Genomic DNA, 26,581 nt, shown 5'->3' with positions numbered 1-26,581 from the left:
GGACGACCGGGGGCTCCGCACCGCGTGGCCGACCGTCGGACGGTCACGCGTCACACGTACACGCGGACATGCGTCAGACGTTCACGCCGAAGTCCTGGGCGATGCCCACCAGGCCCGAGGCGTAGCCCTGGCCGACCGCGCGGAACTTCCACTCCGCGCCGTTGCGGTACAGCTCGCCGAAGACCATGGCCGTCTCCGTCGCCGCGTCCTCGGAGAGGTCGTAGCGCGCGATCTCGGCGCCGCCGGCCTGGTTGAGGATGCGGATGTAGGCGTTGCGGACCTGGCCGAAGTTCTGCGAGCGGTTCTCGGCGTCGTAGATCGAGACCGGGAAGACGATCTTGTCGATGTCGGCCGGGAGGCCGGCGAGGTTGACCTGGATCGCCTCGTCGTCGCCCTCGCCCTCGCCGGTGCGGTTGTCACCGGTGTGGACGATCGTGTTGTCCGGGGTCTGCTTGTTGTTGAAGAAGACGAAGTGGCCGTCCGAGAAGACCTTGCCCTGAGTGTTGACCGCGATCGCGGAGGCGTCGAGGTCGAAGTCCGTGCCGGTGGTGGTGCGGACGTCCCAGCCGAGGCCCACGGTGACGGCGGTCAGGCCCGGAGCCTCCTTGGTGAGCGAGACGTTGCCACCCTTGGACAGGCTTACAGCCATGGTTTGGGAGTCCCTTCCCTCGTTGCGTACGGGCTTCGTACTGGAGACGAAGCTACCGGTACCTCTATGAACGCCAAGAGTGGTACCAGAGGTTCCCCGTCCGCCCGCGTCTCTTTACTTTCTTTACCTGAGATATTCGGATGACGTGGACCGGACAGCCGAGCGACCATGGACGGCATGTCCGGTCCCTATCCCATCCGCGGCTCCGTCTCCCTCCCCGAGGCCGAGCTCCTGTGGCGTTTCTCGAGGTCGTCGGGGCCTGGCGGGCAGCACGTCAACACCAGTGACTCGCAGGTGGAGCTGCGCTTCGACCTGGCGAAGACCGAGGCGCTGCCCGAGGTGTGGAAGACGCGGGCGCTGGAGCGGCTGGCCGGCCGGCTCGTCGACGGCGTCGTCACCGTCCGTTCCTCCGAGCACCGCTCCCAGTGGCGCAACCGCGAGACCGCCGCGGTGCGGCTCGCCGCCCTCCTCGCCGAGGCCACCGCACCGCCGCCCAAGCCGCGCAGGCCGACCCGGATTCCCCGGGGGATCAATGAGCGACGGCTGCGGGAGAAGAAGCAGCGCTCGGACACGAAGCGGGGGCGGCAGGGCCGGGACTGGGGCTGAGACCGGCCGCGTCGAGAAAGCGACGCCGGCTTCGCTGTCGTAGAACATCTGCCGTGGAACGCCAGTCGTAGAACGTGTGCCGTGGAACGTCAGTCGTAGAACGCCAGTCGTGGAACGTGTGCCTGGAACGTCAGTCGTGGAACGTCCTTTGTCACATCCTCGGCGGCCCGTCCGTCAAGTCATCGACAAGGGATCGGCGTGCGAGGAGCTGTGGCGATGAACGAGAACGGAATTCCCGCCGGGGACGGCCCCCGGAAAGCGGCTGAGGCGGCTGGGGCGGCGGAGAGCGAATTTCTCGCGCGGCGATTCGAATCACACCGAAGTCATCTGCGGGCCGTCGCCTACCGCATGCTCGGCTCGTCCGCCGAGGCCGACGACGCGGTGCAGGAGGCCTGGTTCCGGCTCAGCCGTTCCGACACCCGGGAGGTGGACAACCTCGCGGGCTGGCTGACGACGGTGGTCGGCCGGGTCTGCTTGGACATGCTGCGCTCCCGCAAGTCGCGCGCGGAGGAGCCGCTTGAGCCGCTGGAACCGTCGGGTGTCACCGCGCGCGTGCCGGACGACGCCGCCCCCGATCCCGAACAGGACGCGCTGCTCGCGGACTCCGTGGGCGTCGCCCTGCTGGTCGTGCTCGAGACGCTCTCGCCCGCGGAGCGGCTGGCGTTCGTGCTGCACGACCTGTTCGCGGTGTCGTACGAGGAGGTCGGGGACATCGTGGGGCGCAGTCCGGTGGCGGCGCGGCAGCTGGCCAGCCGGGCGCGGCGCCGGGTGCAGGGCGCCGACGCCCCTGATGCGGATCGGGTGCGGCAGCGTGAGGTGGTGGACGCGTTCCTGTCGGCCGCGCGGGAGGGCGACTTCGCGGCGCTGGTCGAGCTGCTCGACCCGGACGTCGTCGCGCGCACCGACGTCGGCGTGACCACGGGCGCGCAGGCCGTGGCGAGGGGCGCGTCGAGCTTCGCGCACTTCGCGTATGTGGCGCGGCCCGCTCTGGTGGGCGGTGCCACGGGTCTCGCGGTGTTCCTGGAGGGGCGCCTGGACCGTGCGCTGAGCTTCACGTTCGTCCGGGAGCGGATCGCCGTCATCGAGATCGTGACGGATCCCGAGCGGGTGGCCCGGCTCGATGTGAGCCTGGTCTAGAGGGGCCCTAGAGGTCCAGTACGCCGACCGTCTCGCCGCCGCTCAGCTCGCCGGTGTCCCGGAAGCCGAGCTTCAGATAGAACTCCTCCGGACCGTTCGGCTCGGGGTGCCAGGTGACGTACAGCTGCTTGCCGCCCCGGCGGCGGATCTCGGCCGCCACGGACTCGACGGCGAAACGGCCGTATCCGCGGCCCTGTTCACCGGCGGCGATGTTCAGCCGCCACAGACCGGAGCGGTGAAGGGTGCCGTCCAGTTTCCAGTCGATGTCGAAGAACGCCATCAGGAAGCCGACCGGGCGGCCGCCGTCGACGATCAGACGCGGCCAGGCGACCCCGGCGGGATGAACGTATGCCTCCGCGAGGGACTTCAGCACCGGGGAGACGGCGAACTCCTGCTCCGGCCTGACCCGAATTCCGGTCGCGGCGTCGAAGTTCCGCGGCGTGATCTCTTCGAGTCGGGGTGCCGGCGTCGTCGTCATGCGCGCACCTTAGAGACTCGGCACGCGCGTGTGCCACGGAATGACCAGGTCAGCCCAACTGCCGGTATCGGCCGCGGAAATACGTCAGCGGGCCGCCGTCCGCGCTGGGCACCCCGGCCGTCAGCACCCGGCCGATCACCAGCGTGTGGTCCCCGGCCCGCACCCGCTGTTCCGTCTCGCATTCCAGGGTGGCCAGGGCGCCGCCCACCAGGGGCGCGCCGGACGCCTTGCCGCGGGCGTACGGGATGTCCTCGAACAGCAGCCGGTCGCTGATGCGGCCCTTCATGGCGAAGCGGCCGGCGATGTGGCGCTGGCTCTCGGAGAGGACCGAGACCGCCCACCGGGGCTGCTCGTCGAGCAGGTCGTCCATGCGGGAGCCCTCGCGCAGGCTGACCAGGACCAACGGCGGGTCCAGGGAGACCGACATGAAGGAGGTGGCCGTCATGCCGACGTCCTCGCCGTCCGGCGCGGACGGGTCGTCCGGGTCGAGGGCGGGCTCCTGTGCGGTCACCAGGACCACGCCCGCGGCCAGCCGGGACATGGCGGCGCGGAACTCGTCGTTGCTCACCCCCTCAGCATGCCCGGAGGTGCGCGGAGCAGTGATCGGGAACGGGGCAGCAGGAGTGTTCGGCACGCCGGAGACGCTAATGTCCGCCCCGCGCGGACCGCATCGGGCCCGGGGCGGAGACCGGACCTAGGACCACCGACGGAGTTCGCCGACGCATCTTTCCCGGTCCTTCCCGGTATCCCGACGTGGCTTCGTCCGGCATCTCCCACAAACCCACAAAGTTTACTTTCAGTAAACGCACAGGAAGAACGCAGAAACACCACTCAATTGTTCATCTTTAGCTGTGACTTGAGTCACAAGGGCCACTAATTGTTGACCCTGTGTACCGAGTGGGCAGCGCGCTGTGATTCAGTGGCTGGGAAGCTGCCAGAACGATACGCCGATGAGAACCCTTGATTCGCTGCGAGGTACTCGGGGGGAGGGCGAGCATGGAGACCGAGTCAGAGCCCTACGTCCGTCTAGCAACCCTGCGACAACTGCACGAGGTCATGGCCGACATGAACACGGCCCGCAGCCTGGCGGACACGCTGCAGACCGTCGCGGACGGCGTGGTCAAGGGCCTCGGCTATGAGCTGGCGTGCGTCAACCTCGTCCGCCCCGACGGCGACCTCGTGGTCGCCGCCTTCTCCGGGAACGCGGCCGCGGAGGCACTCATCACCGGCCGGGCCGGCTCGCGCGAGTCCTGGGACCGTCGGCTGTCCATGGGCGAGCACTGGGGCGACCTGGTCTTCATACCGCACACCGAGGGCTGGATCCTCGACGACGACGACGTCCCGCAGTGGTACACCGACGGGCCCGCGCCCCGCTTCGAGGACGAGTGGCACCCCTCCGACCGGCTCTTCGCCCCCATGTACACGCCCGCCGCGCCGGGCGGCTCCTGCGGTGAGCTGATCGGCGTCCTGTCCGTGGACCGGCCGCGCAACGGCCGGCGGCCGGGCGCGTGGGGTCGCGAAGCGCTCCAGATGTACGCGTTCCAGGCCGCGATCGCGATCAGTAACGCGCGTCTACGAGCCAATATGCAGCGCGCACTGGTCAGGCTCGAAAGGGAGCAACAGGCCCTGCGCGCCAGTGAGGAAAGCTTCCGGCAGGCCTTCGAGTACGCCCCCTCCGGCATGGCCATCGCCGAGATGGGCGGCGACCAGCACGGCCGGATCCTGCGGACGAACGACGCCCTGTGCCGCCTGCTGGGCCGCCCCGCCTCCGCGATGCGCCGCTACGCGTTCTCGGACCTCGTCCACCCCGAGGACGTCGGCACACTGCTGCGGACCTCCGCCGAGGGCGGGCGCGCGGAACTGCGCCTGGGCCGCCGCGACGGGACGTACGTGTGGGTGTCGCTGCGCAACAGCGTCGTCGCGGACGCCGCCGACGGCCCCCGGTTCCTGCTGACCCACGTCGAGGACATAGAGGACCGCAAGCGCCGCGAGCTGCAGCTGGCCCACCGCGCCTCCCACGACTCCCTCACCGGCCTGCCGAACTCGGCCGAGCTGCGCTCCCGCCTCTCCTCCCGGCTCTGTCAGCGCACCAGCCACCCGGGCGCCCTGGAGTCCCTGGACGCGGCCTACGGCCACCCCGCCTTCGACGCGAACGGCCACGGCTTCGACTTCCGGCCTGGCGGTGCCGTCGAGGTCTTCGACGGCTACGACCACCATGTGCACAGCGCCGCGCCCGCGGCCGACCACGACGACGGCACCAAGGGGCTCGCGGTCCTCTTCTGTGACCTCGACGGCTTCAAGTCGATCAACGACCGGTTCGGGCACAACGCGGGTGACGCGGTTCTCATCGAGGTCGCCCGGCGGCTGTCGCGGCAGGTGCGCGACGGTGACACGGTGGCGCGGCTCGGCGGTGACGAGTTCGTGGTGCTGGCCGACGGGCTCGGCAAGGCCGACGCCCAGGACCTCGCCGTACGCCTGCGCAACGAGATCATCCAGCCCATCCGGGTCGACGGCCGCGCCATGCGCGTGGGCGCCAGCTTCGGTATCGGGTGGGCTCACTGCGGCATGACCGCGGACGAAGTGTTGAAGTCCGCCGACGAGCGGATGTACGTAGAGAAACGATCTCGTCCCAAACAGCACAGACGCGCGGGTTGATTTCCAGGTCAGCGAGCCGGGCGGGTGCCGATGCGATCCGAGTCACCCGTTTGGGCCATCGTGAGCGGGTAGGCTCGCCCTTCTGACCCCAGGTATCGCACCGACCCGCACCGAGGAGTACCAAGGGATGACGTCCGGCAACAACGGCGCCAGTACGCCCGAGGACGACGACCCGTTCGGCTACCTCTACGCCGACGGGCAGGCCAATGGAGCCCAGCCGCCGTCCGGTGGCGGCGGCTACGGCTACCCGGGCTCCGTCAACCGCGTGCGCGCCGTCGGCCAGCGACAGTACGGCCAGCCGGCCCAGGCCCAGCAGACGGCTCCTTACGGGCAGGCCCCGCAGCAGCAAGGCGCGTACGGGCAGCCGAACGCGCACTATTCGGCGCCGGAGACGCTTCCCGGCGGCGCACCCACCACCCAGCAGCCGATGCCCGGCGGTGGCGGCGGCCGACGCGGCCCCAACACCAAGGGCCTGCTGATCGGCGCGGTCGCGGTGGTCGCCGCGGTCGTGATCGGTATCGGCGTGGCGATGATGAACGGCAACTCGGACGACAAGGCCAGCGGTGACGTCTCGCCCAGCCCGTCCACCTCGCAGAGCTCCAAGCCCAGCGGGACGGCGAGCGCCGGCGCGGCGGCGGACCTGCCCAAGACGGACGCGAAGGAACTTCAGCTGGGCGGCGGGGCGACCGTGGCGTCGGACGTCGAGGGAGCCCAGGCCGACGGCGGCTCGTATGTCGCCAACCTCAACAAGGTCGGCGCCTCGGTCACCTGGACCGTCGACGACATTCCCGAGGCCGGCGCCTACACGCTCTTCGCGCACTACAGCGTCCCCGGCCAGGACCAGTCGATGACGCTCCTCGTGAACGGCAAGCCCTTCGGCAACAAGTACAACCTGGGCAACTTCGCGCGTGCCGCGGACGGTGACTTCACCAAGGGCTGGACGAAGACCTACGCCTGGCCCACGCTCAAGAAGGGCTCGAACACCTTCACCCTGACCTGCCAGGACGGCGACAAGTGCAACGTCCTGCTGGACCAGCTGTATGTGAAGAAGGGCCAGGTCAAGAACTAGGGGACGCCCCCTGGGCCGCACTGACCCGCCCGCTGACCGCCACCCGCCCCACCAGTTCCTCGTAGGCCGTGGGGTCGAACTCCCCTGCCACCGGCGCCCGTACGGTCGCCGCCGACAGGGCCACCGCGCGGGACAGGCGGTCCGGCCAGGGCAGGTTGTCGACCAGGCCCGAGAGCAGGCCCGCCACCGCCGAGTCGCCCGCGCCGGTCGGATTTCCGTGGAGCGGGGTGGGTGGGGTGGCGTGCCAGCGGCCCTCGGCGGTCACCGCCAGGAGGCCGTTCGTGCCGAGGGAGGCGACGACGGCGTGGGCGCCTCGGCGGCGGGCGTCCTGCGCCCCGCGCAACGGCTCGTGGGAGCCGGTGAGTTCGGCCAGTTCGTCGGCGTTCGGTTTGATCAGGTCCGGGCGGGCCGCGACACCTCGGCGCAGTGGCTCCCCGCTGGTGTCCAGGAGTACGGGCACCCCGGCCGACCGCGCCGTCCGTACCAGCCCGGCGTACGCGCCCACCGGAACCCCCGGTGGCAGGCTGCCGCACAGGGCCACCGCGGACACCGACGCGAGCAGATCCTCGTAGGCCTCCTGGAAGGCCGTCCACTCGGCGGGGCTGATCGTCGGGCCGGGTTCGTTGAGCTGCGTGGTGTCGCCGGTCCGTTCGTCGGCCACGGCGATCGTGCGCCGGCTGGCTCCGGTGACCGGGACGAGGGCGTCCACCAGCCCGGGTACGGCGGTGAGTTGCTCCTGCACGGCGCGCCCGGTGGCGCCGCCCGTGAAGCCGGTGACCGTCACCTCGTGTCCCAGTGCCGCGAGCACGCGGGCCACGTTCAGGCCCTTGCCGCCGGGCCGTTCCGTGACCTCGGTGACCCGGTGGGAGGTGTGCGGCTTGAGCGCCGGTAGGCGATACGTGATGTCGAGGGCGGTGTTCAGCGTGACCGTGAGAATCACCCGGACCGACCTCCCCGAAGAATGCAGAACGCCCTGACCGTCGAGCCGTTCAGCGGGGTGATCGTCCGAACGGACGGCGGTCCGCCCAGTCTCCCAGGACAACCGCCGCCCTCAACAGCCGGACAGATCACCCCAGTTGGGGATCGATCACCCATTCACCGCGGCGCATCACGCCCTTGAGGTCGAATTGATGGTCAAGGATCACCAGGTCGGCGTCCTTGCCGGGCTCCAGGGACCCCACGGTGTCGTACATACCGAGCAGCTTGGCCGGGTTGGCCGAGATCGCCGTCACCACGTCCTCGACCGGCAGCCCGTCCACGGTCACCGCCCGCTTGAACGCGCGGTCCAGGGTCAGCGTCGAGCCCGCGATCGAGCCGCCCTCCATCAGCCGTGCCACACCCTCGCTGACCTCGACCTCCAGCGGGCCGAGGAGATAGCGGCCGTCGCCGACGCCGGCCGCGTCCATCGCGTCGGTGATGAGCGCCACCCGCTCCGCGCCCGCGTGATGGAACGCCAGCCGGAGGGAGGCGGGGTGGAGGTGGGTGCCGTCGTTGATCAGCTCTACGGTGACGCGGTCGTCCTCCAGGAGGGCGGTGATCGGGCCGGGCGCACGGTGACCGATCTGTGGCATCGCGTTGAAGAGGTGGGTCGCGACGGTGGCGCCCGCGTCGATCGCCGCGACCGTCTGCTCGTACGTCGCGTCCGTGTGCCCGACCGCCGCGATGACGCCGTGCTCGGCCAGCAGCCGTACGGACTCGATGCCGCCCGGCAGTTCGGTGGCGAGGGTGAGCATCTTCGCCTTGCCGCGCGCCGCGTCGATCAGCTTGCGCACCTCCGCCGGGTCCGGGTCGCGCAGCAGATCCTCGGAGTGCGCGCCCTTGCGGCACGGCGAGATGAACGGGCCCTCGAAGTGAATGCCCGCGATCTCCCCCTGCTCGGCCAGCTCCGACAGCAGCCCGGCCTGTTTGACCAGGAAGTCCACGTCGTCGGTGACGGTCGAGGCGACGACGGTGGTCGTGCCGTGCAGGCGGTGCGTGTGGAGAGCCTTGAGGACCTCGTCGACCGGTCCGCAGAAGGAGGCTCCGCCACCGCCGTGGTTGTGGATGTCGATGAAGCCGGGCACGACCCAGTGGCCCGTCACGTCGATGACCCGGGCGTTCTCCGGGGCGCTTCCGGCGATGCGGGTGCCGTCGACGACCAGTCGGGCGTTCTCGGCGGTTCCGGTGGGGAGAACCACGTTGGCGCCGGAGAGCACCAGGGGAGTTCCGGCCGTTGCGGGGTGCGGGTGCGTCGTGGCTGGTCGCGGAGTTCCCCGCGCCCCTGGGTCAGCTGCCATCAGGGGGTTACCTCCGTAAGGTCAGTGGTGGCTAGGAGATCCCAGGCCAGCAGCCCGGCGCCCAGGCAGCCCGCCGTGTCCCCCAGCGCCGCGGGGACGATCGACGGCAGCTTCTGGAAAGTGATCCGCCGCTGGACGCCGTCCCGCAGCGGTGCGAACAAGGTTTCCCCCGCCTCCGCGAGCCCGCCACCGATGATCAGGGTGCGCGGGTCCAGCAGGGTGAGGGCGGTGACCAGGCCGTCGGCCAGGGCGTCCACCGCGTTCTGCCAGACCCGGACGGCGTTCGGGTCGCCGGACGCGACGGCCTTGGCGCAGTCGGCGGCGTCCGCGTCGGGGGCCCCCGAAGCCGTCGCCCAGGCCTCGCTGACGGCCGCCGCGGAGGCGTACCGCTCCAGGCAGCCGACCTGACCGCACGGACAGGGGGCGCCGCCGGGCCGTACGACGATGTGGCCGATCTCTCCCGCGAAGCCGTGCGCGCCCGCCTCGACCCGGCCCGCGATGCCGATCGCCCCCGCGATTCCGGTGCCGAGGGGGACGAAGAGGAAGCGGTCGGCGCCTTTGCCCGCACCGATCCGGCCCTCGGCCAGCCCACCGGTGCGCACGTCGTGGCCGAGGGCCACGGGGATACCCAGTTTCGCGGCGAGCAGGTCGCGCAGGGGTACGTCGCGCCAGCCGAGGTTGGCCGCGTAGGCGGCGATGCCCCGGTCGGCGTCGACGATGCCGGGTACGGCGACACCGGCGGCGGACGCGGGCTCGCCGAACCGCTCGGCGCCCAGGGCGCTGAGCTCGGCGGCGAAGTCGAGGATGCCCTCGACGACCGCGTCCGGCCCGCGCTCCCTCCCGGTCGCCCGGCGCGCCTGATGCAGCAGCACGGGGGGTCCGGGGGCGGTGTCGGCGGCGACCAGCGCCGCCTTCATCCCGGTGCCGCCCACATCGAGGGCGATGACATGTCTCACGGGGGACAGTGTGACCCCACGACCCGCAAGAGGTCTAGTCCACTTACGTGGTGTAGACCTATTGTGTCCTTTTGATGGAACGGCGAGACAGCAGGGTTGAGGTCACAAGCAGTGCAGCGGCGTAGGACAGGAACGATCGCGGCGGTGTCCGCACTGGGCATGACGGCGGTCCTCGGCGGCTGCGGCCTCACCGGCGGTCCGGGTGACGTCACCCTGAAACTGATCGCCGCGGACTACGGCGACTCCGCCGCCAACAGCTCCCAGAAGTACTGGGACAGGCTGGTGAAGGAGTACGAGAGCAAGCACTCCGGCGTGAAGGTCGAGGTCAGCGTCTACTCCTGGAACGACGTCGACCGCAAGGTCAAGGAGCTGGTCGACGCCGGCAAGGCGCCCGACATGGCGCAGATCGGCGCGTACGCCGACTACGCCGACAAGGGCCTGCTCTACACGGCCGACGACCTGCTCTCCATCACCACCCAGGCCGACCTCGCCTCCGAGCTGGCCACCGCGGGCCAGGTCAAGGGCGTGCAGTACGGGATGCCGTTCGCCGCCTCCACGCGCCTGCTCTTCTACAACAAGACCCTCTTCCGGAAGGCCGGCCTCACCCCGCCGAAGACCTGGAAGCAGCTGGCCGCCGACGCCGCGGCGCTGAAGGCCGAGGGCGTGAAGTACCCGTACGCGCTGCCGCTCGGCCCGGAGGAGGCGCAGGCCGAGACGATGCAGTGGCTGCTGAGCGGCGGCGGTGGCTACACCGACGCCGTCGGCACGTACGGCATCGACTCCGCGCCGAACGTCGACACCTTCACCTGGCTCAAGGACGACCTGGTCGACAAGGGTCTGACCGGTCCCGTCGCGCCCGGCAGGCTGAACCGCGCCGCCGCCTTCGCCGCCTTCGCGAAGGGGGACGTCGGCATGCTCAACGGCCACCCCTCGCTGATGCAGATCGCCGCGAAGCAGGGTGTGAAGTTCGGCATGGTGCCGATGCCCGGCGTGGACGGCCGGCACAAGACCGCGATGGGCGTCGCCGACTGGATGATGGCGTTCAAGAAGAACGGCCACGCGGAACAGGTCGGCACGTTCCTGGACTTCGTCTACAGCGAGAAGAACGTGCTCGACTTCTCCCGCGAGTACGACCTGCTGCCGGCCACCGCGTCCGCCTCCGAGGTCATGAGCACGGACAAACAGGACGCCGACCTCAAGCCGTTCCTTGACCAGCTGCCGCTGTCCGAGCTCTACCCGGTCGGCAACACCTCCTGGGCCGACGTCGCCGCGGCGGTCAAGAAGAACATAGGCCGGGCGGTCGCCCCCGGAGGCAACCCGGCCGCCACCCTCGCACAGCTCCAGGCGACGGCCTCCACGGCGGAGAACGTGGACTAGCGGACCAGTAGCGGATCAAACGCCGACGCCGGCGCCGCGCAGGCGCGTTGTCAGTGGCGGGGACTACCGTGCGGGGCATGGACCAGGAGCAGTTGGGCGACCGCGAGCAGGCCATCCTCGCCCTCGAACGCCGGGGCTTTCCGGGCCCCGGCGCCAAGGAGCGCGCGATACGCGAGCAGCTGGGCCTGGCCCCCGTCCGCTACTACCAGCTGCTGAACGCCCTGCTGGACGACGAGCGGGCGCTCGCCCACGACCCGGTGACGGTGAACAGGCTGCGCAGGGTGCGGGAGACACGCCGAGCGGAACGCTGACCCCTGCCGCGCTCTCGCGAGCCATGGATGAGCCCGGCCGCCCGCGGTTAGGGTCACCGTATGGGCACCCATACGGATACGGACTCGACGCACTCCACGGACCCTCTGCCGACGCCCGCCACGCAGGCGGGCCGCGACGGACTGGCCGCGATTCTCGCGCACCCGGGGAAGACGGTGGTCGGCCTCGACTTCGACGGCACCCTCGCCCCGATCGTGCCGGACCCCGAGCAGGCCCGCGCCCACCCCGAGGCGGTGCCCGCGCTCGCCGCCCTCGCCCCGAAGGTCGCCTCCGTGGCGGTGGTCACCGGCCGTCCGGCCGGCGTCGCCGTACGGCACGGCGGGTTCGCGGGCGTGGCGGGCCTGGAACACCTGGTCGTCCTCGGCCACTACGGCGCCGAACGCTGGGACGCGGTGAGCGGCAAGGTCAGCGCGCCCGCCCCGCACCCCGGCGTCGCCGCCGTCCGCGCCGAACTCCCCGGGTTCCTGGACCGTATCGGCGCGTGGGAGGGCACCTGGGTCGAGGAGAAGGGCCGCGCCGTCGCGGTCCACACCCGCCGCGCCGCCGACCCCCAGGCCGCCTTCGAGGCCCTGCGCGCACCCCTCACCGACCTCGCCGGCCGCCACGGCCTGATCGTGGAGCCCGGCCGCCTGGTCCTGGAACTGCGCCCGCCGGGGATGGACAAGGGCGTGGCCCTGCTGGAGTACGTCCGCGAGATCGGCGCGTCGGCGGTCCTCTACGGCGGCGACGACCTCGGCGACCTCCCGGCCTTCGCGGCCGTCGACGAACTCCGCTCCGACGGCATCCCCGGCCTGCTGGTGTGCAGCGGCAGCGACGAGGTGACGGAGCTGCGGGAGCGGGCGGACGTGGTGGTCGACGGTCCCCAGGGCGTCGTACGGCTGCTGCGGGGACTGGCGGCTCAGCTCGGCTGATCGCGCAGGGCGTTCAGCTGCTCCAGGAACCACTGCGCGGGCGGCAGCGCCGTGGCCGCGGCCACCAGCCTCTTCGTGCGCTCGGCCCGCTCTCCCACCGGCGTGGTCAGCGCGGCGTGCAGGGCGTCCGCCGTGCCGATCACGTCGTACGGGTTCACCGTCAGCGCGTCCTCGGCCAGCTCCTCGTGGGCCCCCGCCTCCCGTGACAGCACCAGCGTGCAGCCCTCGTCCGAGACGACCGGCACCTCCTTGGCGACCAGGTTCATGCCGTCGCGGACGGGGTTGACGAGGGCCACGTCCGCCAGCCGGTACGCGGCCAGGGAGCGCGCGAAGTCGTCCTCGACGTGCAGCACCACCGGGGTCCAACCGGGCGTGCCGTAGCGGGAGTTGATCTCGTCCGCCAGGCGCTGTACTTCGGCCGTGTAGTCCCGGTAGACCGCCAGGTCCTGGCGCGAGGGGTACGCGAAGGCGACATGCACCACCCGCTCGCGCCACTCGGGACGGTCGTCGAGGAGATGCCGGTAGGCCAGCAGCCCGCGCACGATGTTCTTCGACAGTTCGGTGCGGTCGACCCGCACGATCGCCTTGCGGCCCGCACCGATCTGCGCCCGCAGCGCGGCCACCCGCTCGTCGACGTCCGCCTCGTGCGACCGCTGCCGCAGGAAGTCGGCGTCCGCGCCCAGCCCGTGCACCCCGATCCGGGTACCGCCGAGCCCGCCCACCGGCTCCGTGCACGCCGTGAAGGCCTCCGCCCAGCGCCGGGTCAGGAAACCCAGCCGGTCGGCGCCCAGCATGCCGCGCAGAAGCTGCTCGGCGATGTCGTCCGGCAGCATCCGGAAGTAGTCCACCGGAGCCCACGGCGTGTGCGAGAAGTGTCCGATCCTGAGGTCAGGCCGCAGCCGGCGCAGCATCCCCGGCACCAGACACAGGTGATAGTCCTGCACGAGGACCGCGGCCCCCTCGGCCGACTCCTCGGCCAGTGCCTCGGCGAAGGCCCGGTTGTAGGTCTCGTACGACGCCCACTGCCGCCGGAACTCCGCGTCGAAGACCGGCTCCAGCGGTGTCTGGTACAGCATGTGGTGGACGAACCAGAGGACCGAGTTCGCGATGCCGTTGTACGCGTCGGCGTGCACGTCGGCCGGGACGGCGAGCATCCGCACGCCGGCCTCGCCCTCCCCGCGCCGTACCGCCTCCCGGTCGCCGTCGCTCAGCGCCGAGCACACCCACAGGGCGCCCGCGTCCGGCCCGATCGCGGACAGACCGGAGACCAGCCCGCCGCCGCCGCGCTTGGCGAGCAGCGAGCCGTCCTCCCGCACTTCGTACGAGACCGGGCCGCGATTGGACGCGACCAGCACCTGATGCACCTGATGAGCAGCGCCCTGCGTGGAAGCCATAGACCTCAACCTAGCCCGGCCCGGAAACGCTCAAACGTTTGGTAGCGGTTCGGGGCGGACCGTATACGCACCGTGACGCGCATCCGTCGGGCGACTCCGTCAGGCGACCTTGCGTGACGCGTACTCGGCGATCTCCAGCATCGGCGGCCGCTCCTCCGTGTCCACGGAGTAGGTGCGCGGCTCGAAACCGTCCTCGCTCCGCTCGAACTGGGTCAACGACGGCCGGATCAGGTGACCGCGGGCCAGTCTCAGCTGCGCCGTGCGGTAGATCGTGGCGGACATCCTGCCGAGCGCCTGCCCGTCCTGGTGCCGGTGCTTGCGCACACCGACGTCCACCTGGGCGAGCGCGTCGAGGCCCACCAGATGCAGGGCGTCGATCAGCATGCCCAGCTCGACGCCGTACCCGACGGGGAAGGGAAGCTGTTCCAGCAGGCTGCGGCGGGCCGCGTACTCGCCGCCGAGCGGCTGCACGAAGCCGGCCAGCTGCGGCCAGTGCATGTTCAGCAGCGGGCGCGCCATGAGTTCGGTGACCCGGCCGCCCTGGCCCGCCGCGCCTCCCAGGGGGCGGTCGTACATGCCCTTGACCAGGTCGATCCCGGGGTCGGTGAGCAGCGGGCCGACGATCCCGTAGACGAAGTCGGAGGAGAACTCCTTCAGGTCGGCGTCGATGAAGCAGACGATGTCCCCGCTCGTGACGAGCAGCGAACGCCACAGCACCTCGCCCTTGCCGGGGACGGCCGGGAGGCGGGGCAGGACGTCGTCTCGGTGGACGACCCTGGCCCCGGCCGCCGCGGCGACCTCGGAGGTGCGGTCGGTGGACCCGGAGTCGACGACCACGATCTCGTCGACGAGCGGGACCTGCTGCATGAGGTCGTGACGGATGACCGCGACGATGTCGCCGACGGTCTCCTCCTCGTTGAGCGCGGGCAGCACGACACTGACCGACTGGCCCGTGCGCTGTTTAGCGGCGAGAATCTGGTGCAGCGGGCGATCGGTGAGGGACCAGGAGCGGGTGCTCAGCCAGCGCTCGACTTCTTCCAGCACGTAGGCGGCTCCTTTGCGTTCTCTCGGCGAGCGTGGATTCTGTGTGATCCATCTCGCGCATCGGACGGCTATCTCAACTGTCCTGGCCTTCGGTTACAGTCTTGAACAACGCTGATGACCATCGCATGTCGGGGGTCGTCCCCGCGTTCAACGAGTTCAACAACTACATACCGCTCATCCAGAGGGGCAGAGGGATACGGCCCGATGAAGCCCCGGCAACCCTCCAGTCGGTTCTCGTAGATCGATATTGATCATTCCGCGAGGCTCCCGGCTAGGGAAGGTGCCAAATCCGTCTCACGACGAGATGCGTCGTGAGGAAGATGAGGAGAAAGGGCCTCGCCTCACATGGCTGCGCAGACTGTTGCAAGCACCACGAACACCGTCGATCTGGGTCCCGCCGCGGCTCTCTCGTGCCGGGAGTGCGGTCACCGGGTACCCCTCGGTCCGGTCTTCGCCTGCGAGGAGTGTTTCGGCCCGCTCGAGATCGCGTACGACTTCTCGGCCTACGACACCGAGGAGCTCCGCAAGCAGATCGAGGCGGGTCCCGCGAACATCTGGCGCTATGCGCCGCTGCTGCCCGTCCCCGCGGACGTGGCGGACAAGCCGAACATCAACCCCGGCTGGACCAAGCTCGTCAAGGCCGACAACCTGGCGCGTGAGCTGGGCGTCGACGCCGGCAAGCTCTTCGTGAAGGACGACTCCGGCAACCCGACGCACTCCTTCAAGGACCGCGTCGTCGCCCAGGCCATCGAGGCCGCGCGCGCCTTCGGCTTCACCACTCTCTCCTGCTCCTCCACCGGCAACCTCGCCGGTGCGGTGGGTGCCGCCGCCGCCCGCGCCGGCTTCCGCTCCTGCGTCTTCATCCCGCACGACCTGGAGCAGGGCAAGGTCGTCATGGCCGCGGTCTACGGCGGCGAGCTCGTCGGCATCGAGGGCAACTACGACGACGTGAACCGCTTCTGCTCCGAGCTGATCGGCGACCCGGCCGGCGAGGGCTGGGGCTTCGTCAACGTCAACCTGCGGCCGTACTACGCCGAGGGCTCCAAGACCCTCGCGTACGAGATCTGCGAGCAGCTCGGCTGGCAGCTCCCGGACCAACTGGTCGTCCCGATCGCCTCCGGCTCCCAGCTCACGAAGATCGACAAGGGCCTGCAGGAACTGATCAAGCTCGGGCTCGTCGCGGACAAGCCGTACAAGATCTTCGGTGCGCAGGCCGAGGGCTGCTCGCCGGTGTCGGTCGCCTACAAGGCGGGCCACGACGTCGTGCGGCCGCAGAAGCCGAACACCATCGCCAAGTCGCTGGCGATCGGCAACCCGGCGGACGGTCCTTATGTCCTCGACATCGCCCGTCGCACCGGCGGTGCGGTGGAGGACGTGAACGACGAGCAGGTCGTCGACGCGATTCGGCTGCTCGCCCAGACCGAGGGCATCTTCGCGGAGACCGCCGGCGGGGTGACGGTCGGCGTGACGAAGAAGCTGATCGAGAACGGTCTGCTGGACCCGACCCTGACGACGGTCGTCCTGAACACCGGTGACGGTCTCAAGACGTTGGACGCGGTGGCCGGCACGGGGCTGACCGCGACGATTCGTCCCAACCTGGAGTCGTTCCGCGACGCTGGGCTCGTGTAGCTGTTCTTGTCTGCGGGCCGCTGGGGGCTGGTCGCGCCCGCGTGGCGGTAGCCGCACATCGAACACAGCCCCGCGCCCCCGAGGGCGCGTACCTGACCGGAGGTTTGAACATGAGCGTTTCCGTCCGCATCCCCACCATCCTGCGCACCTACACCGGGGGCCAGGCCGAGGTCGCCGCTGAAGGGGCCAACCTCGGCGAGGTCATCGCCGACCTGGAGAAGAAGCACACGGGTATCGCCGCGCGCGTTCTCGACGACCAGGGCAAGCTGCGTCGCTTCGTCAATGTGTACGTGAATGACGACGACGTCCGCTTCGAGCAGGGGCTGGAGACGGTGACGCCGGACGGTGCGGGCGTCTCGATCATCCCGGCCGTTGCCGGAGGCTGACCCGGAACAGGTCGAACGACCCGATTATTACCGTCGGCAATGTCGGTTACCGAGAGTTCATCGAATTGCCCCCTCCGCGAGAGAAACGGAGGGGGCAATTCTGCATGGTTGAGCACGGTACAGTTGGGGAACCCGCTTGGCTCCGTATGCCGGATGCATATGAGTTCTCTCTTTCCAGGCAACTAGAAGCAGCCAAAGTGTGCAGGTTTTTTGCGCCTTATGCTCCTTTTGTGGGGCCCGACTTGCCCTGAATTCGGGCGAATTCTCAGTAAATTCCCGACCGGTCGTGCCCGGATTTCTCGTCCGATTGACCTGTTGCAGACGGCAGTTGGACAGATACATTCGGCCGCGGTCGACGCGTTCCGGCGCACGCCCCCAACCGTGGGGGGTGAGGTCTGACCCGGATCCGCGAAGTGCGGATCTGTGCAAGGGCCAGTAATAGGGGAGTTAGGCATGGCTCAGGGCACCGTCAAGTGGTTCAACGCGGAGAAGGGGTACGGCTTCATCGCGGTCGACGGTGGTGCGGATGTTTTCGTCCACTACAGTGCGATTCAGATGGACGGCTACCGCACCCTGGAAGAGGGTCAGCGGGTCGATTTCGAGATCTCGCAAGGCCAGAAGGGGCCGCAGGCGGACATGGTCCGGCTCGCGGCCGGCTGAAGCACGCGCCGGGTTACTGCAGCGACGTTCTTCTTTCTTGATCGAAGGGCCCGCGCCTCAGGGTGCGGGCCCTTCGGCATGCCCGGAGGATCCGGGCCGGGCCCACGCGGTCACGCGCCCGATCCCCGGGAGGCGCTTGCACTCGCAGGGGGCGAGTGCTAATCATTGCGTTAGCACTCTGAAGGTGAGAGTGACAACGAAGGACCGGGTCGGTGAGGCCCGCAGGCCGGGTGGGGCAAGGAACCACAAGGCCGGCGAGCCGTCCGTCGCGGGCGCGGGCGCGGTCCGAAGGAATCACCCCCAGTCCTGGAGGGACCACTTCACATGGCCAAGATCATCGCGTTCGACGAGGAGGCGCGGCGCGGCCTCGAGCGCGGCATGAACCAGCTCGCGGACGCCGTGAAGGTGACGCTCGGCCCCAAGGGCCGCAACGTCGTCCTCGAGAAGAAGTGGGGCGCCCCCACGATCACCAACGATGGTGTCTCCATCGCCAAGGAGATCGAGCTCGAGGACCCGTACGAGAAGATCGGCGCCGAGCTGGTCAAGGAAGTCGCCAAGAAGACGGACGACGTCGCCGGTGACGGTACGACCACCGCGACCGTTCTCGCCCAGGCCCTCGTCAAGGAAGGCCTGCGCAACGTAGCCGCCGGCGCCAACCCGATGGCCCTCAAGCGCGGTATCGAGAAGGCCGTCGAGGCCGTCTCCGGTGCCCTCCTTGAGCAGGCCAAGGACGTGGAGACCAAGGAGCAGATCGCTTCGACGGCCTCCATCTCCGCCGCCGACACCCAGATCGGCGAGCTCATCGCCGAGGCGATGGACAAGGTCGGCAAGGAAGGCGTCATCACCGTCGAGGAGTCCCAGACCTTCGGTCTGGAGCTGGAGCTCACCGAGGGTATGCGCTTCGACAAGGGCTACATCTCGGCGTACTTCGCCACCGACATGGAGCGGATGGAGGCGTCGCTCGACGACCCGTACATCCTGATCGCCAACTCCAAGATCGGCTCCGTCAAGGACCTGCTCCCGCTCCTGGAGAAGGTCATGCAGTCGGGCAAGCCGCTGCTGATCATCGCCGAGGACGTCGAGGGCGAGGCCCTGTCGACCCTGGTCGTCAACAAGATCCGCGGCACCTTCAAGTCCGTCGCCGTCAAGGCCCCGGGCTTCGGTGACCGCCGCAAGGCGATGCTGAACGACATCGCCATCCTCACCGGCGGCGAGGTCATCTCCGAGGAGGTCGGTCTCAAGCTCGAGAACACCTCTCTCGACCTGCTGGGCCGCGCCCGCAAGGTGGTCATCACCAAGGACGAGACCACCATCGTCGACGGCGCCGGTTCCACCGACCAGGTGCAGGGCCGGGTCAACCAGATCCGTGCCGAGATCGAGAACAGCGACTCGGACTACGACCGCGAGAAGCTGCAGGAGCGCCTGGCGAAGCTCGCCGGCGGTGTCGCGGTCATCAAGGCCGGTGCCGCCACCGAGGTGGAGCTCAAGGAGCGCAAGCACCGCATCGAGGACGCCGTCCGCAACGCGAAGGCCGCCGTCGAGGAGGGCATCGTCGCCGGTGGTGGCGTCGCGCTCATCCAGGCGTCCAGCGTCTTCGAGAAGCTGGACCTCGAGGGTGACGAGGCGACCGGCGCCAACGCCGTGCGCATCGCGCTTGAGGCCCCGCTGAAGCAGATCGCCGTCAACGCCGGCCTCGAAGGCGGTGTCGTGGTGGAGAAGGTGCGCAACCTGACCCCGGGCCACGGCCTGAACGCCGCGACCGGCGAGTACGTCGACCTGGTCAAGGAAGGCATCATCGACCCGGCGAAGGTCACGCGCTCTGCCCTGCAGAACGCCGCCTCCATCGCGGCGCTCTTCCTCACCACCGAGGCCGTCATCGCCGACAAGCCGGAGAAGGCCGCCGCGCCTGCCGGTGGCGGCATGCCGGGCGGTGACATGGACTTCTGATCCTCCCGAGGATCACGAGTTCATCGCCGTACGCATCTGCCGTACGCATCTGTACGACACCGAGGGCGGCACTCCCTGTTCCGACAGGGGGTGCCGCCCTCGGGCGTGTCCGGGGTCACAGGGCGGCCGGAAATGCGGTGACGCAGGGGGCGGTTGACTCCTGGGAAGAGTCGATGCGCATGCACATACTGAGGAGTATCCCCACGTGACCGCCACCACCTCACGCGCCGCCGAGATCCTCTCCCGGCCCACCACGATCAACGGCCTGACCGTCCCGAACCGCATTGTCATGGCGCCGATGACGCGCATGTTCTCCCCGGGTGGCATCCCCGGCGAGGACGTGGCGTCGTACTACTCCCGCCGTGCCGCCGCAGGTGTCGGCCTGATCGTCACCGAGGGCACGTACGTCGGCCACGACTCGGCCGGGCAGAGCGACAGCGTGCCGCGCTTCCACGGCGAGGACCAGCTCGCGGGCTGGCAGAAGGTCGCCGAGGCGGTGCACGCGGCGGGCGGCACGATCGTCCCGCAGCTGTGGCACATCGGCACGGTCCGCAACCAGGGCGAGGCCCCCTACCCGGACGCCCCCTCGCACGGCCCCTCCGGTCTGCGCGTCACCGGCGTCGAGGACGCGACCCCCATGACCCAGGCCGACATCGACGCCGTCATCGGCGCGTTCGTCGAGTCCGCGGTCGCCGCCGAGCGCATCGGCTTCGACGGTGTCGAACTGCACGGCGCGCACGGCTACCTCCTCGACCAGTTCCTGTGGGCCGGCACCAACCGCCGTACGGACGCCTACGGCGGCGACCCCGTGGCCCGTACGAAGTTCGCGGCGGAGATCGTGGCGGCCGTACGGGAGGCTGTCTCGCCCGAGTTCCCGGTGCTGTTCCGCTACTCGCAGTGGAAGCAGGAGGCGTACGGCGCCCGTCTCGCCGAGACGCCGGAGGAGCTGGAGGCCATCCTCGCGCCGCTGGCCGCGGCCGGTGTCGATGCCTTCCATGCCTCTACGCGGCGGTACTGGCTGCCCGAGTTCGACGGCTCCGACCTCAATCTCGCGGGCTGGACGAAGAAGCTGACGGGCAGGCCGACCATCACCGTCGGGTCGGTCGGGCTCGACGGGGACTTCATCCGGGGGTTTGCCGGTGAGGGGTCGCCGATCCGGGGGATCGATGACCTTCTGGACCGGCTGGAGCGGGATGAGTACGACCTTGTCGCCGTCGGGCGGGCGCTGCTGCAGGACCCTGAGTGGGCGGCGAAGGTGCTGGCGGGGCGGAGCGATGAGCTGAAGCCGTATGAGGCGAGTGCGCTGAAGACGCTGAGCTGAGTTTTCCGGCGCGGGTGGGTGGGGGTGCGCGGACCTGGGGGCTGCGCCCCCGGACCCCCATCGGCCTTCGGCCTCGTCCTCGAACGCCGGACGGGCTGAGAATACCGACATGCCCCTGTCCGCCTACCTGGAGCATGTGGCGCCCGGCGGCCTGACACTTTGGTTGCCGAGGTCAACTACGGATAGCGTTCTGAGGCAGCTGGTTTCCAGTGGCCCGCCCCGCGGTGACCCCCCAACTTGGAGTTGATGATGACGACCTCTGTCGTGCGTACCCTCGCCGGAGCGGTGCGTGGGCGCCGTGAGGACGGACTGACGGTGTTCCGCGGCATTCCGTTCGCCGAACCGCCCGTCGGGGCGGCCAGGTTCGGGGCGCCGCGTCCGGTGCGGGCCTGGGAGGGGACCCGGGACGCGTACGACTTCGGGCCGCCGCCCCCGCAGGAGTCCGGCATCCAGGGACGTAGTGGGGAGCTGCTGAACACCCCCGAGGGGGACGACTGGCTGACCGTCAATGTGTGGACCCCGGAGGCGGATTCGGCCGGCCTTCGGCCGGTGATGGTGTGGATCTACGGCGGGGCCTACAAGCTCGGGCATTCCGGCAGCCCCGGTTACGACGCCCAACGCATCGCGCGCGACGGCGACTTGGTCGTCGTGACGCTCAACTACCGGGTGGGGATCGAGGGTTTCGCGCTCATCGAGGGTGCGCCCGCCAATCGGGGGCTGCTCGATCAGGTGGCTGCGTTGGAGTGGGTGCGGGAGAACATTGCCGAGTTCGGCGGGGATCCCGGGCAGGTGACCGTCTTCGGCGAGTCGGCGGGGGCCGGGTCGGTGGCCTCGCTGCTGGCCATGCCGAGCGCGCGGGGGCTCTTCCGGCGGGCGATCGCGCAGAGTGTGCCGGGGACCTACTTCTCCGGCGAGCTGGCCCGTGACATCGCGTCCGCCATCGCGGAGGAGGCGGGGCTGCGCCCGACGGCGACCGATCTCGCGACCGTCGATCCCCGCCAACTGACCTCGGTGGGCGAGGCGTTGGGCGCGAAGGTGATGTCGTATGCGGATCGGTGGGGGCAGGTGGCTTCCCCGGTCACGTTCTTCTCCCCGGTGGTCGACGGCGAGGTGCTGCCGTGCACTCCCTGGCAGGCGCTGAAGGCGGGCGCGGGGAAGGACGTCGACCTTCTCGTCGGACACAACCGGGACGAGTTCCGGCTGTTCCTCGCCATCGGCGGGATGCTGGGCGAGATCGGGGAGGAGCAGGCGGGCTGGGCGCTGCGGACGTTCGGGCCGGGGCCGGACGGGGAGCGGGCGTATCGCGCGGCCTTCCCGGAGGCCACGCCGGGTGAGCTGTTCGAGCGCGTGCAGACGGACTGGTGGTTCAACATGCCTTCCCTGCACCTGGCCGAGGCGCAGGTCGCGGGCGGCGGTCGCGCCCACTTCTACGAGCTGACCTGGGCGGCCCCCGGCGGCGGGGGCGGCCTCGGGGCGTGCCACGGCCTGGACATTCCGCTGCTGTTCGGCACGTTCGAGGCGGACCTGGGGCAGCTGCTGTTCGCGGGTACGGGGGCCACCGCGGAGGGGGAGGCGCTGTCGTCCCGTTTCCGGGAGTCGTGGACGGCGTTCGCACGGACGGGGGATCCGGGGTGGCCGGCGTTCGGGACGGAGGGGCGCCTGGTCCAGGTGCTGGATGCGGAGCCGAAGGCGCAGGTCGGGCCGTATCCGGAGGAGACGTCGCGGAAGTTGTGGGAGGGGCACGAGTTCGGCGAGCTGCCCTTGCTCAAGTAGGTGGGGCTACAGGTTCCCCAACGGCTCGATGTCGACCTTCACCGGCGTGCCCCAGACGCGCAGCACCTCGTAGTCGGTGAACTCGTGCACCAGGCGGTACGCCATCGCGGGGCGGGGCCCGCGGCGTTGGGCGGCCAGATACAGCTCGGCCTCGCGCCGGTCCCGCCTCGGCGTCCCGCACAGCTGCCACGCCTGCCCGTTCCACGCCTCCGCCAGCCAGCGCTGCTGGGGCTGGGGGCGGTCGGCGCTGACGCCGTAGCGGGAGGGGGCGGTCTCGGTGGTGTGCGGGGGCACCGGGCCGCCGTTGTACTCGGCGCGGCGGGCGGCCCGGCGCCGTGTCTCGCAGAGCAGGCAGAGGTCGTGGGCGTTCTCGTCGACGGGCCCGTTCGGGTGCTCGGGGCAGCGGGTGGTGGGCGCGGCCCCGGTGACGCTGTCGTCCAGCAGGGCCAGCGCACGACGCAGGTCGGCCTTGACCTCGTGGAGCTTGCCGTCGGGGGTGTCGCCGGTGAGGGCCTCGCCGTGCTCGCCGAGGAGGCGGAGGGCGCGGCCTAGCGCGGTCAGCTGGGCGTGGTTCATGGGGCGGCCCTCCGGGGTGGTCAGTCGGCGTAGTCCTTGAGCTCTTCCGTGTCGAGTGTGATGTTCACGGGGGAGGGGAGCTCAACGGGGGTTCCCCAAGGGTAGGAGGTGGTTTGCTGGTAACGGCTGTCCTTGGGCTCGCTGCAGACGACGACTGTGTCGTCGTCGCGGTCGATGAGCAGGTAGACGGGGATGTCGACTGCTGCATGGCCAACGGGCTTGTCGATGCGGTCTCGCTGATTGGTGTCGCGGTCGTGGGAGGTGATCTCTACGGCCATGAGGGCGCCGTCGGGCGGGGATCAGTTGCCGTGTCCCTTGAGGTGGCCCCTGGGCGTGAGAAACCCGTGCGTGATGGCGCGGCCCTTGCGGTATTCCTCGGTCTTGACACCTCGTTCAGGCACGAGGTTCAGCTCGGGGCGCTTTGCTGCATGCACTGACGGCCAGTGACGCCGGGTGGTGGACCGGGGTCGGCAGGCCTGAGGTCAGGGCGTGGGCCGCGGCCTCGTCCGTGGCCCCTCGGGCGAACCAGTCCGTCACCAGGGGAGCGAGTGTCGCGCAGTCGGCTTCGGAGAGCGACAGCGACCCAGTGGTCCGGCGGGCCGTGGACCGGGCGGGCGTCGGTCGGGCGCAGGCCTGCGTACGCGAGCCGTCAGCCGATGCCGTTGCCCCACAGTGACGTGTCGGTGCTCTTGAGGCTGGGGACGCCGCCGTACGTGCCGCCGTCGGCGGTGACCAGCGGGGCGGCCAGCTGGTCCTCCAGAACTCCGTCGCGGACCCCTACGATGGTGCTCTTGTGGTCGGTCCTGCCGGGGGTGAACGTCTTCCCGTCGATCGCGGCCTTCAGGTAGTACAGGGCGTACTTGGCGTAAAGGTCGACCGGCTGGGACACGGTGGCGTCGATGTTGCCGTCGGCGATGTTCCTGAGTTCGCCGGGCGTGCCGTCGTTGGAGACGACGAACACGTGTTTGCTGTCCTTCGGGCCGGCCAGAAGCCCCTGCTGTTCGAGCACGTGGAGCGTGCTGGGCAGGGCGAAGCTGGCCTGCATGTAGACACCCTTGATGTCCGGGTGGGAGGTCAGGTCGTTCTCGAGCTTCTGCGCGGCGACGGTGTCCTCCCAGTTGGTGGCCTCGCCGAACACCTTGATGTCCGGGTAGTTCTTCTTCATGCAGTCGTTGAATCCCTCGGTGCGGTCACGGCCGTTGATCGACGCGAGGTCGCCCTGGAGCATCACGACCTTGCCCTTGCCGCCGAGCTTGGTGCCGAGGTACTGGCAGGCCTTCTCGCCGTAGGCACGGTTGTCGGCGCGGACCACCATGTAGACCTTGCCGACGTCGGGGCGGGTGTCGATGCTGACGACAGGAATTTTCGCCGCCGCCATCTGCGTCAGGGTCGGCGCTATGGAGAGAGTGCTCTGCGGGGCCATCGCGATGCCCTTGACGCCCTGAAGGATGAGTGTCTGCGCGTTGGTCATGAGCTGGGCGACGTCATTCCGCGAGTTTGTGGTCTTCAGGGAGAGGCCCAGCTGCCTGGCGTACTCCGGCGTGTACGCGATGTACGTTTTCCAGAAATCGGTGTCGGAGCGCGGATAGTCGACGCCCACCAGCGGCTTGCCGCTCGACGTGTCGGCGGTGTCGGAACCACCGCTGCAGGCACTGAGCAGCGCCAGTACGGAGAGGGCGCAAGCGGTGGAGCCGAGGCCGGATCTGAGCTTCATCGATATGTCCTCGTGCCGGGCACCGACGTAGTGGCCGTCGCCGGCAGATACGTCTCATCACATCGCGTCGAGTTCGCGATCCAATCTGCGCAGGTGCGGAAAGGGAAAACAATTACCCGACCCGCAACTCATTAATACTTTATCCAGGATACGCTGAGATATTTTCATCACGGCGAGTTACCTGTCCTTGCATGCCGTGTCGGCATGGAGTCGCATCGATCCGGTTCCTCCTGCGCGAGAACCGGTCTGGCAGCAGATCACATGAGGTTCAGCGCGTGAACCCGAGGATGCCGCGTACCTGCCCGCGCCGGCCGGCTGCCGCTCGGCAGCCGGCACCGGACGGCGAGGAAAGGGCGACCCGGCCGCTGCCGCGCGAGGCCTCGGGCAGAGCCCCGTTCCCGGTACGGCCGGCCACCACCGCGCCCCACAGTGCCGTCGTCCCGTTCTGACAACGGGCGGTACACGGAGGCGGGGCGTGCCGGTCGACTTCTGCCGGCAACTCGACTTTGTCACTTGACTAAGACGGTCGACAAACTCCATGATGGTGCCACCGCAAGGCGCTGTGGATCGAAGGCCAGGAGCACTCGCAAGGTCGTCGGTCCACGTCCCGTCCCACGTCTCGCCCCACTCCGGAGGACCCCCGATGACCGACATGATCGCCGTCGCGTACCCCAGTGAGAGCACCGCCGAGCAGGCGCTCTTGGAACTGCGCGCCCTGCACACCGAACACACCGTGCACGTCGCCGACGCGGTGCTGCTCATCCGTGACCACAACGGTGAGGTGAAGATCCCCGGCAAGCCCCATCCCGCCGCCTCCGGCGCCCTGGGCGGTGCGCTGTGGGGAGGTCTGATCGGGCTGCTGCTCCTGCAACCGCTGCTCGGCGCCGCCATCGGCGCGGCCGCCGGCGGAGCGGTCGGGGCGACGGCCGAGGACGACGAACGGACCCAGTTCGTCAAGAGCCTCGGCGAGCGCCTGGCACCCGGACACGCCGCGGTGATCGCGGTGATCCACGACGCCACCGCGGACAAGGCGCTGCCGCGTATCGCCCGCTTCGGCGGCGAGGTCCTGCACACCTCACTCAGCCAGGAGGACGAGGAGGAGATCCGCTCCGCCCTGCACGCCCACCAGGCGGCGACGGTCGGTTAGCGGGCCCGCACGTGCTCGACGAACGCGGTCCATGCCTCGGCCCGGAACACGAGCTTCGGGCCGAGGGGGTCTTGGAGTCGCGGACGGGGACGAGGGTGGGATGGCCGTCGGCCACTTCCAGGCAGTTGTCGCCGCCGCCTCCGCTGTACGTCGACTTGCGCCAGCGGGCCACCTGCAGGCAGTCGCCGCTGCTGCTGCCGCTGTAGCCGGACTTGTGCCAGGTGGCCGTGCTCAGGTCGTAGTCAGGGGTGTTCCTCATGGGTGTAGTCCCTGGGCCAACGCTTCGATCAGAGCCAGGGCTTCTCCCGCGAGAGCGCGGAGGCCACGAGGAGATCGAACCTGAACCTCTGTTGGGCGACCGTGGCCGGATCGTCCTCCAGCCGTCCGGTGCCGACCCCCTCGAAGTACACCAGCCGGAGGGGCGTCCTCGAACTCCATCAGCTTTATGGCGACCTCCATCGCGGCATGTGCTCCCGCGCTGAGCGGCAGTACCTCCACGATGGGCGGCGCCGCCGGACGAGGTGTTGCGGGCTCGGGTGCGCAGCC

General features: G+C 69.8%; 25 protein-coding genes, 2 pseudogenes and 1 riboswitch. Of the genes and pseudogenes, 14 read left to right on the top strand and 13 right to left on the bottom strand.

The genetic code is table 11. From position 1 onward, the window contains the following. Nucleotides 1–73 precede the first annotated feature (73 nt). Nucleotides 74–649, bottom strand: coding sequence for a TerD family protein (locus tag ACYUED_RS19545; RefSeq protein WP_266516766.1), 576 nt, complete (start codon nt 647–649; stop codon nt 74–76). A 168-nt stretch (nt 650–817) separates the two neighbouring features. Here ACYUED_RS19545 and arfB point away from each other — a divergent pair, with 168 nt between their 5' ends. Together arfB and ACYUED_RS19535 are read left to right on the top strand one after the other, a co-directional pair. Continuing rightward, nucleotides 818–1,255, top strand: coding sequence for an alternative ribosome rescue aminoacyl-tRNA hydrolase ArfB (gene arfB / locus ACYUED_RS19540; protein ID WP_491293566.1), 438 nt, complete (start codon nt 818–820; stop codon nt 1,253–1,255). A 216-nt stretch (nt 1,256–1,471) separates the two neighbouring features. Beyond that, the gene (locus tag ACYUED_RS19535) at nt 1,472–2,392 is read left to right on the top strand and encodes a sigma-70 family RNA polymerase sigma factor (RefSeq protein ID WP_491293565.1); all 921 of its coding nucleotides are present in this window, start codon (nt 1,472–1,474) and stop codon (nt 2,390–2,392) included. A 7-nt stretch (nt 2,393–2,399) separates the two neighbouring features. On the opposite strand, the gene ACYUED_RS19530 is transcribed toward ACYUED_RS19535, so the two are convergent. Together ACYUED_RS19530 and ACYUED_RS19525 are read right to left on the bottom strand one after the other, a co-directional pair. Next, nucleotides 2,400–2,870: a GNAT family N-acetyltransferase gene (locus ACYUED_RS19530; protein ID WP_491293564.1), complete on the bottom strand. Its 471-nt coding sequence runs from the start codon at nt 2,868–2,870 to the stop codon at nt 2,400–2,402. 49 nt (nt 2,871–2,919) lie between these two features. After that, on the bottom strand, nt 2,920–3,504 hold the full coding sequence (locus ACYUED_RS19525) for a flavin reductase family protein (RefSeq protein ID WP_491293563.1): 585 nt from the start codon (nt 3,502–3,504) through the stop codon (nt 2,920–2,922). 362 nt (nt 3,505–3,866) lie between these two features. Between ACYUED_RS19525 and cdgB the strand changes: the two genes are divergently transcribed. Together cdgB and ACYUED_RS19515 are read left to right on the top strand one after the other, a co-directional pair. Beyond that, entirely contained in the window at nt 3,867–5,525 is a 1,659-nt protein-coding gene (gene cdgB / locus ACYUED_RS19520) for a diguanylate cyclase CdgB (protein WP_491293562.1), read from the top strand. Nucleotides 5,526–5,652: 127 nt separating this feature from the next. Next, nucleotides 5,653–6,594: a carbohydrate-binding protein gene (locus ACYUED_RS19515; RefSeq protein WP_491293561.1), complete on the top strand. Its 942-nt coding sequence runs from the start codon at nt 5,653–5,655 to the stop codon at nt 6,592–6,594. On the opposite strand, the gene ACYUED_RS19510 is transcribed toward ACYUED_RS19515, so the two are convergent. The 3 genes from ACYUED_RS19510 to ACYUED_RS19500 all read right to left on the bottom strand — a co-directional run bounded on the left by ACYUED_RS19510 (nt 6,584) and on the right by ACYUED_RS19500 (nt 9,826). Beyond that, nucleotides 6,584–7,534, bottom strand: a complete 951-nt coding sequence (locus ACYUED_RS19510) for a 1-phosphofructokinase family hexose kinase (RefSeq protein ID WP_491293560.1) — start codon at nt 7,532–7,534, stop codon at nt 6,584–6,586. The two genes, ACYUED_RS19515 and ACYUED_RS19510, sit on opposite strands and share 11 nt — an antisense overlap. Nucleotides 7,535–7,661: 127 nt before the next feature. Further along, nucleotides 7,662–8,789: an N-acetylglucosamine-6-phosphate deacetylase gene (nagA, locus tag ACYUED_RS19505; RefSeq protein WP_491294328.1), complete on the bottom strand. Its 1,128-nt coding sequence runs from the start codon at nt 8,787–8,789 to the stop codon at nt 7,662–7,664. A gap of 80 nt (nt 8,790–8,869) precedes the next feature. Next, nucleotides 8,870–9,826, bottom strand: a complete 957-nt coding sequence (locus tag ACYUED_RS19500) for an ROK family protein (RefSeq protein WP_491293559.1) — start codon at nt 9,824–9,826, stop codon at nt 8,870–8,872. 111 nt (nt 9,827–9,937) lie between these two features. On the opposite strand from ACYUED_RS19500, the gene ACYUED_RS19495 reads away from it, so the two are divergent. The 3 genes from ACYUED_RS19495 to otsB all read left to right on the top strand — a co-directional run bounded on the left by ACYUED_RS19495 (nt 9,938) and on the right by otsB (nt 12,444). Then, nucleotides 9,938–11,203 (top strand): extracellular solute-binding protein, encoded by a 1,266-nt coding sequence (locus ACYUED_RS19495; RefSeq protein ID WP_491293558.1) that lies wholly within the window; start codon nt 9,938–9,940, stop codon nt 11,201–11,203. 77 nt (nt 11,204–11,280) lie between these two features. Continuing rightward, nucleotides 11,281–11,514, top strand: coding sequence for a DUF3263 domain-containing protein (locus ACYUED_RS19490; protein ID WP_491293557.1), 234 nt, complete (start codon nt 11,281–11,283; stop codon nt 11,512–11,514). 60 nt (nt 11,515–11,574) lie between these two features. Then, nucleotides 11,575–12,444, top strand: a complete 870-nt coding sequence (gene otsB, locus ACYUED_RS19485) for a trehalose-phosphatase (RefSeq protein ID WP_491293556.1) — start codon at nt 11,575–11,577, stop codon at nt 12,442–12,444. On the opposite strand, the gene ACYUED_RS19480 is transcribed toward otsB, so the two are convergent. Together ACYUED_RS19480 and ACYUED_RS19475 are read right to left on the bottom strand one after the other, a co-directional pair. Continuing rightward, nucleotides 12,432–13,838, bottom strand: a complete 1,407-nt coding sequence (locus ACYUED_RS19480) for an alpha,alpha-trehalose-phosphate synthase (UDP-forming) (RefSeq protein ID WP_491293555.1) — start codon at nt 13,836–13,838, stop codon at nt 12,432–12,434. The genes otsB and ACYUED_RS19480 overlap by 13 nt on opposite strands. 99 nt (nt 13,839–13,937) lie before the next feature. Then, nucleotides 13,938–14,882 (bottom strand): glucosyl-3-phosphoglycerate synthase, encoded by a 945-nt coding sequence (locus tag ACYUED_RS19475; RefSeq protein ID WP_491293554.1) that lies wholly within the window; start codon nt 14,880–14,882, stop codon nt 13,938–13,940. A gap of 171 nt (nt 14,883–15,053) precedes the next feature. Continuing rightward, a riboswitch (SAM riboswitch) is annotated at nt 15,054–15,209 on the top strand. Nucleotides 15,210–15,227: 18 nt separating this feature from the next. On the opposite strand from ACYUED_RS19475, the gene thrC reads away from it, so the two are divergent. The 6 genes from thrC (at nt 15,228) to ACYUED_RS19445 (ending at nt 22,598) form a co-directional block, all read left to right on the top strand. Then, nucleotides 15,228–16,511: a threonine synthase gene (thrC, locus tag ACYUED_RS19470; protein WP_491293553.1), complete on the top strand. Its 1,284-nt coding sequence runs from the start codon at nt 15,228–15,230 to the stop codon at nt 16,509–16,511. 110 nt (nt 16,512–16,621) lie between these two features. Then, nucleotides 16,622–16,897: a MoaD/ThiS family protein gene (locus ACYUED_RS19465; protein WP_491293552.1), complete on the top strand. Its 276-nt coding sequence runs from the start codon at nt 16,622–16,624 to the stop codon at nt 16,895–16,897. Nucleotides 16,898–17,350: 453 nt separating this feature from the next. Next, the gene (locus ACYUED_RS19460) at nt 17,351–17,557 is read left to right on the top strand and encodes a cold-shock protein (protein ID WP_016436693.1); all 207 of its coding nucleotides are present in this window, start codon (nt 17,351–17,353) and stop codon (nt 17,555–17,557) included. A gap of 324 nt (nt 17,558–17,881) precedes the next feature. Continuing rightward, nucleotides 17,882–19,504, top strand: a complete 1,623-nt coding sequence (gene groL, locus ACYUED_RS19455; RefSeq protein WP_399348762.1) for a chaperonin GroEL — start codon at nt 17,882–17,884, stop codon at nt 19,502–19,504. Nucleotides 19,505–19,709: 205 nt separating this feature from the next. Beyond that, the gene (locus tag ACYUED_RS19450; RefSeq protein ID WP_491293551.1) at nt 19,710–20,825 is read left to right on the top strand and encodes an NADH:flavin oxidoreductase; all 1,116 of its coding nucleotides are present in this window, start codon (nt 19,710–19,712) and stop codon (nt 20,823–20,825) included. 246 nt (nt 20,826–21,071) lie between these two features. Beyond that, a complete protein-coding gene (locus ACYUED_RS19445) occupies nt 21,072–22,598 on the top strand; it encodes a carboxylesterase/lipase family protein (RefSeq protein ID WP_491293550.1) in 1,527 nt (508 codons plus the stop codon). Between the two features lie 6 nt (nt 22,599–22,604). On the opposite strand, the gene ACYUED_RS19440 is transcribed toward ACYUED_RS19445, so the two are convergent. From ACYUED_RS19440 to ACYUED_RS19430, 3 genes are all read right to left on the bottom strand, one after another. Next, entirely contained in the window at nt 22,605–23,174 is a 570-nt protein-coding gene (locus tag ACYUED_RS19440) for a hypothetical protein (RefSeq protein WP_491293549.1), read from the bottom strand. Nucleotides 23,175–23,194: 20 nt separating this feature from the next. After that, nucleotides 23,195–23,452, bottom strand: coding sequence for a Uma2 family endonuclease (locus ACYUED_RS19435; protein ID WP_491293548.1), 258 nt, complete (start codon nt 23,450–23,452; stop codon nt 23,195–23,197). Nucleotides 23,453–23,823: 371 nt separating this feature from the next. Then, nucleotides 23,824–24,888 (bottom strand): sugar ABC transporter substrate-binding protein, encoded by a 1,065-nt coding sequence (locus ACYUED_RS19430; protein WP_491293546.1) that lies wholly within the window; start codon nt 24,886–24,888, stop codon nt 23,824–23,826. Nucleotides 24,889–25,531: 643 nt separating this feature from the next. Between ACYUED_RS19430 and ACYUED_RS19425 the strand changes: the two genes are divergently transcribed. Beyond that, the gene (locus tag ACYUED_RS19425) at nt 25,532–26,035 is read left to right on the top strand and encodes a DUF1269 domain-containing protein (protein WP_491293545.1); all 504 of its coding nucleotides are present in this window, start codon (nt 25,532–25,534) and stop codon (nt 26,033–26,035) included. Here the strand turns inward: ACYUED_RS19425 and ACYUED_RS19420 are convergent. After that, nucleotides 26,032–26,294, bottom strand: a pseudogene (locus tag ACYUED_RS19420) (DUF397 domain-containing protein). The gene ACYUED_RS19425 and the pseudogene ACYUED_RS19420 overlap by 4 nt on opposite strands. Further along, nucleotides 26,278–26,536 (bottom strand): annotated as a pseudogene (locus ACYUED_RS19415) (Scr1 family TA system antitoxin-like transcriptional regulator); the annotation flags it as partial. The pseudogenes ACYUED_RS19420 and ACYUED_RS19415, both read right to left, overlap by 17 nt. Nucleotides 26,537–26,581 lie beyond the last annotated feature (45 nt).

It is taken from the genome of Streptomyces sp. DF42 (genome assembly GCF_058267695.1).
This window is presented reverse-complemented; position numbering and strand designations above follow the sequence as displayed.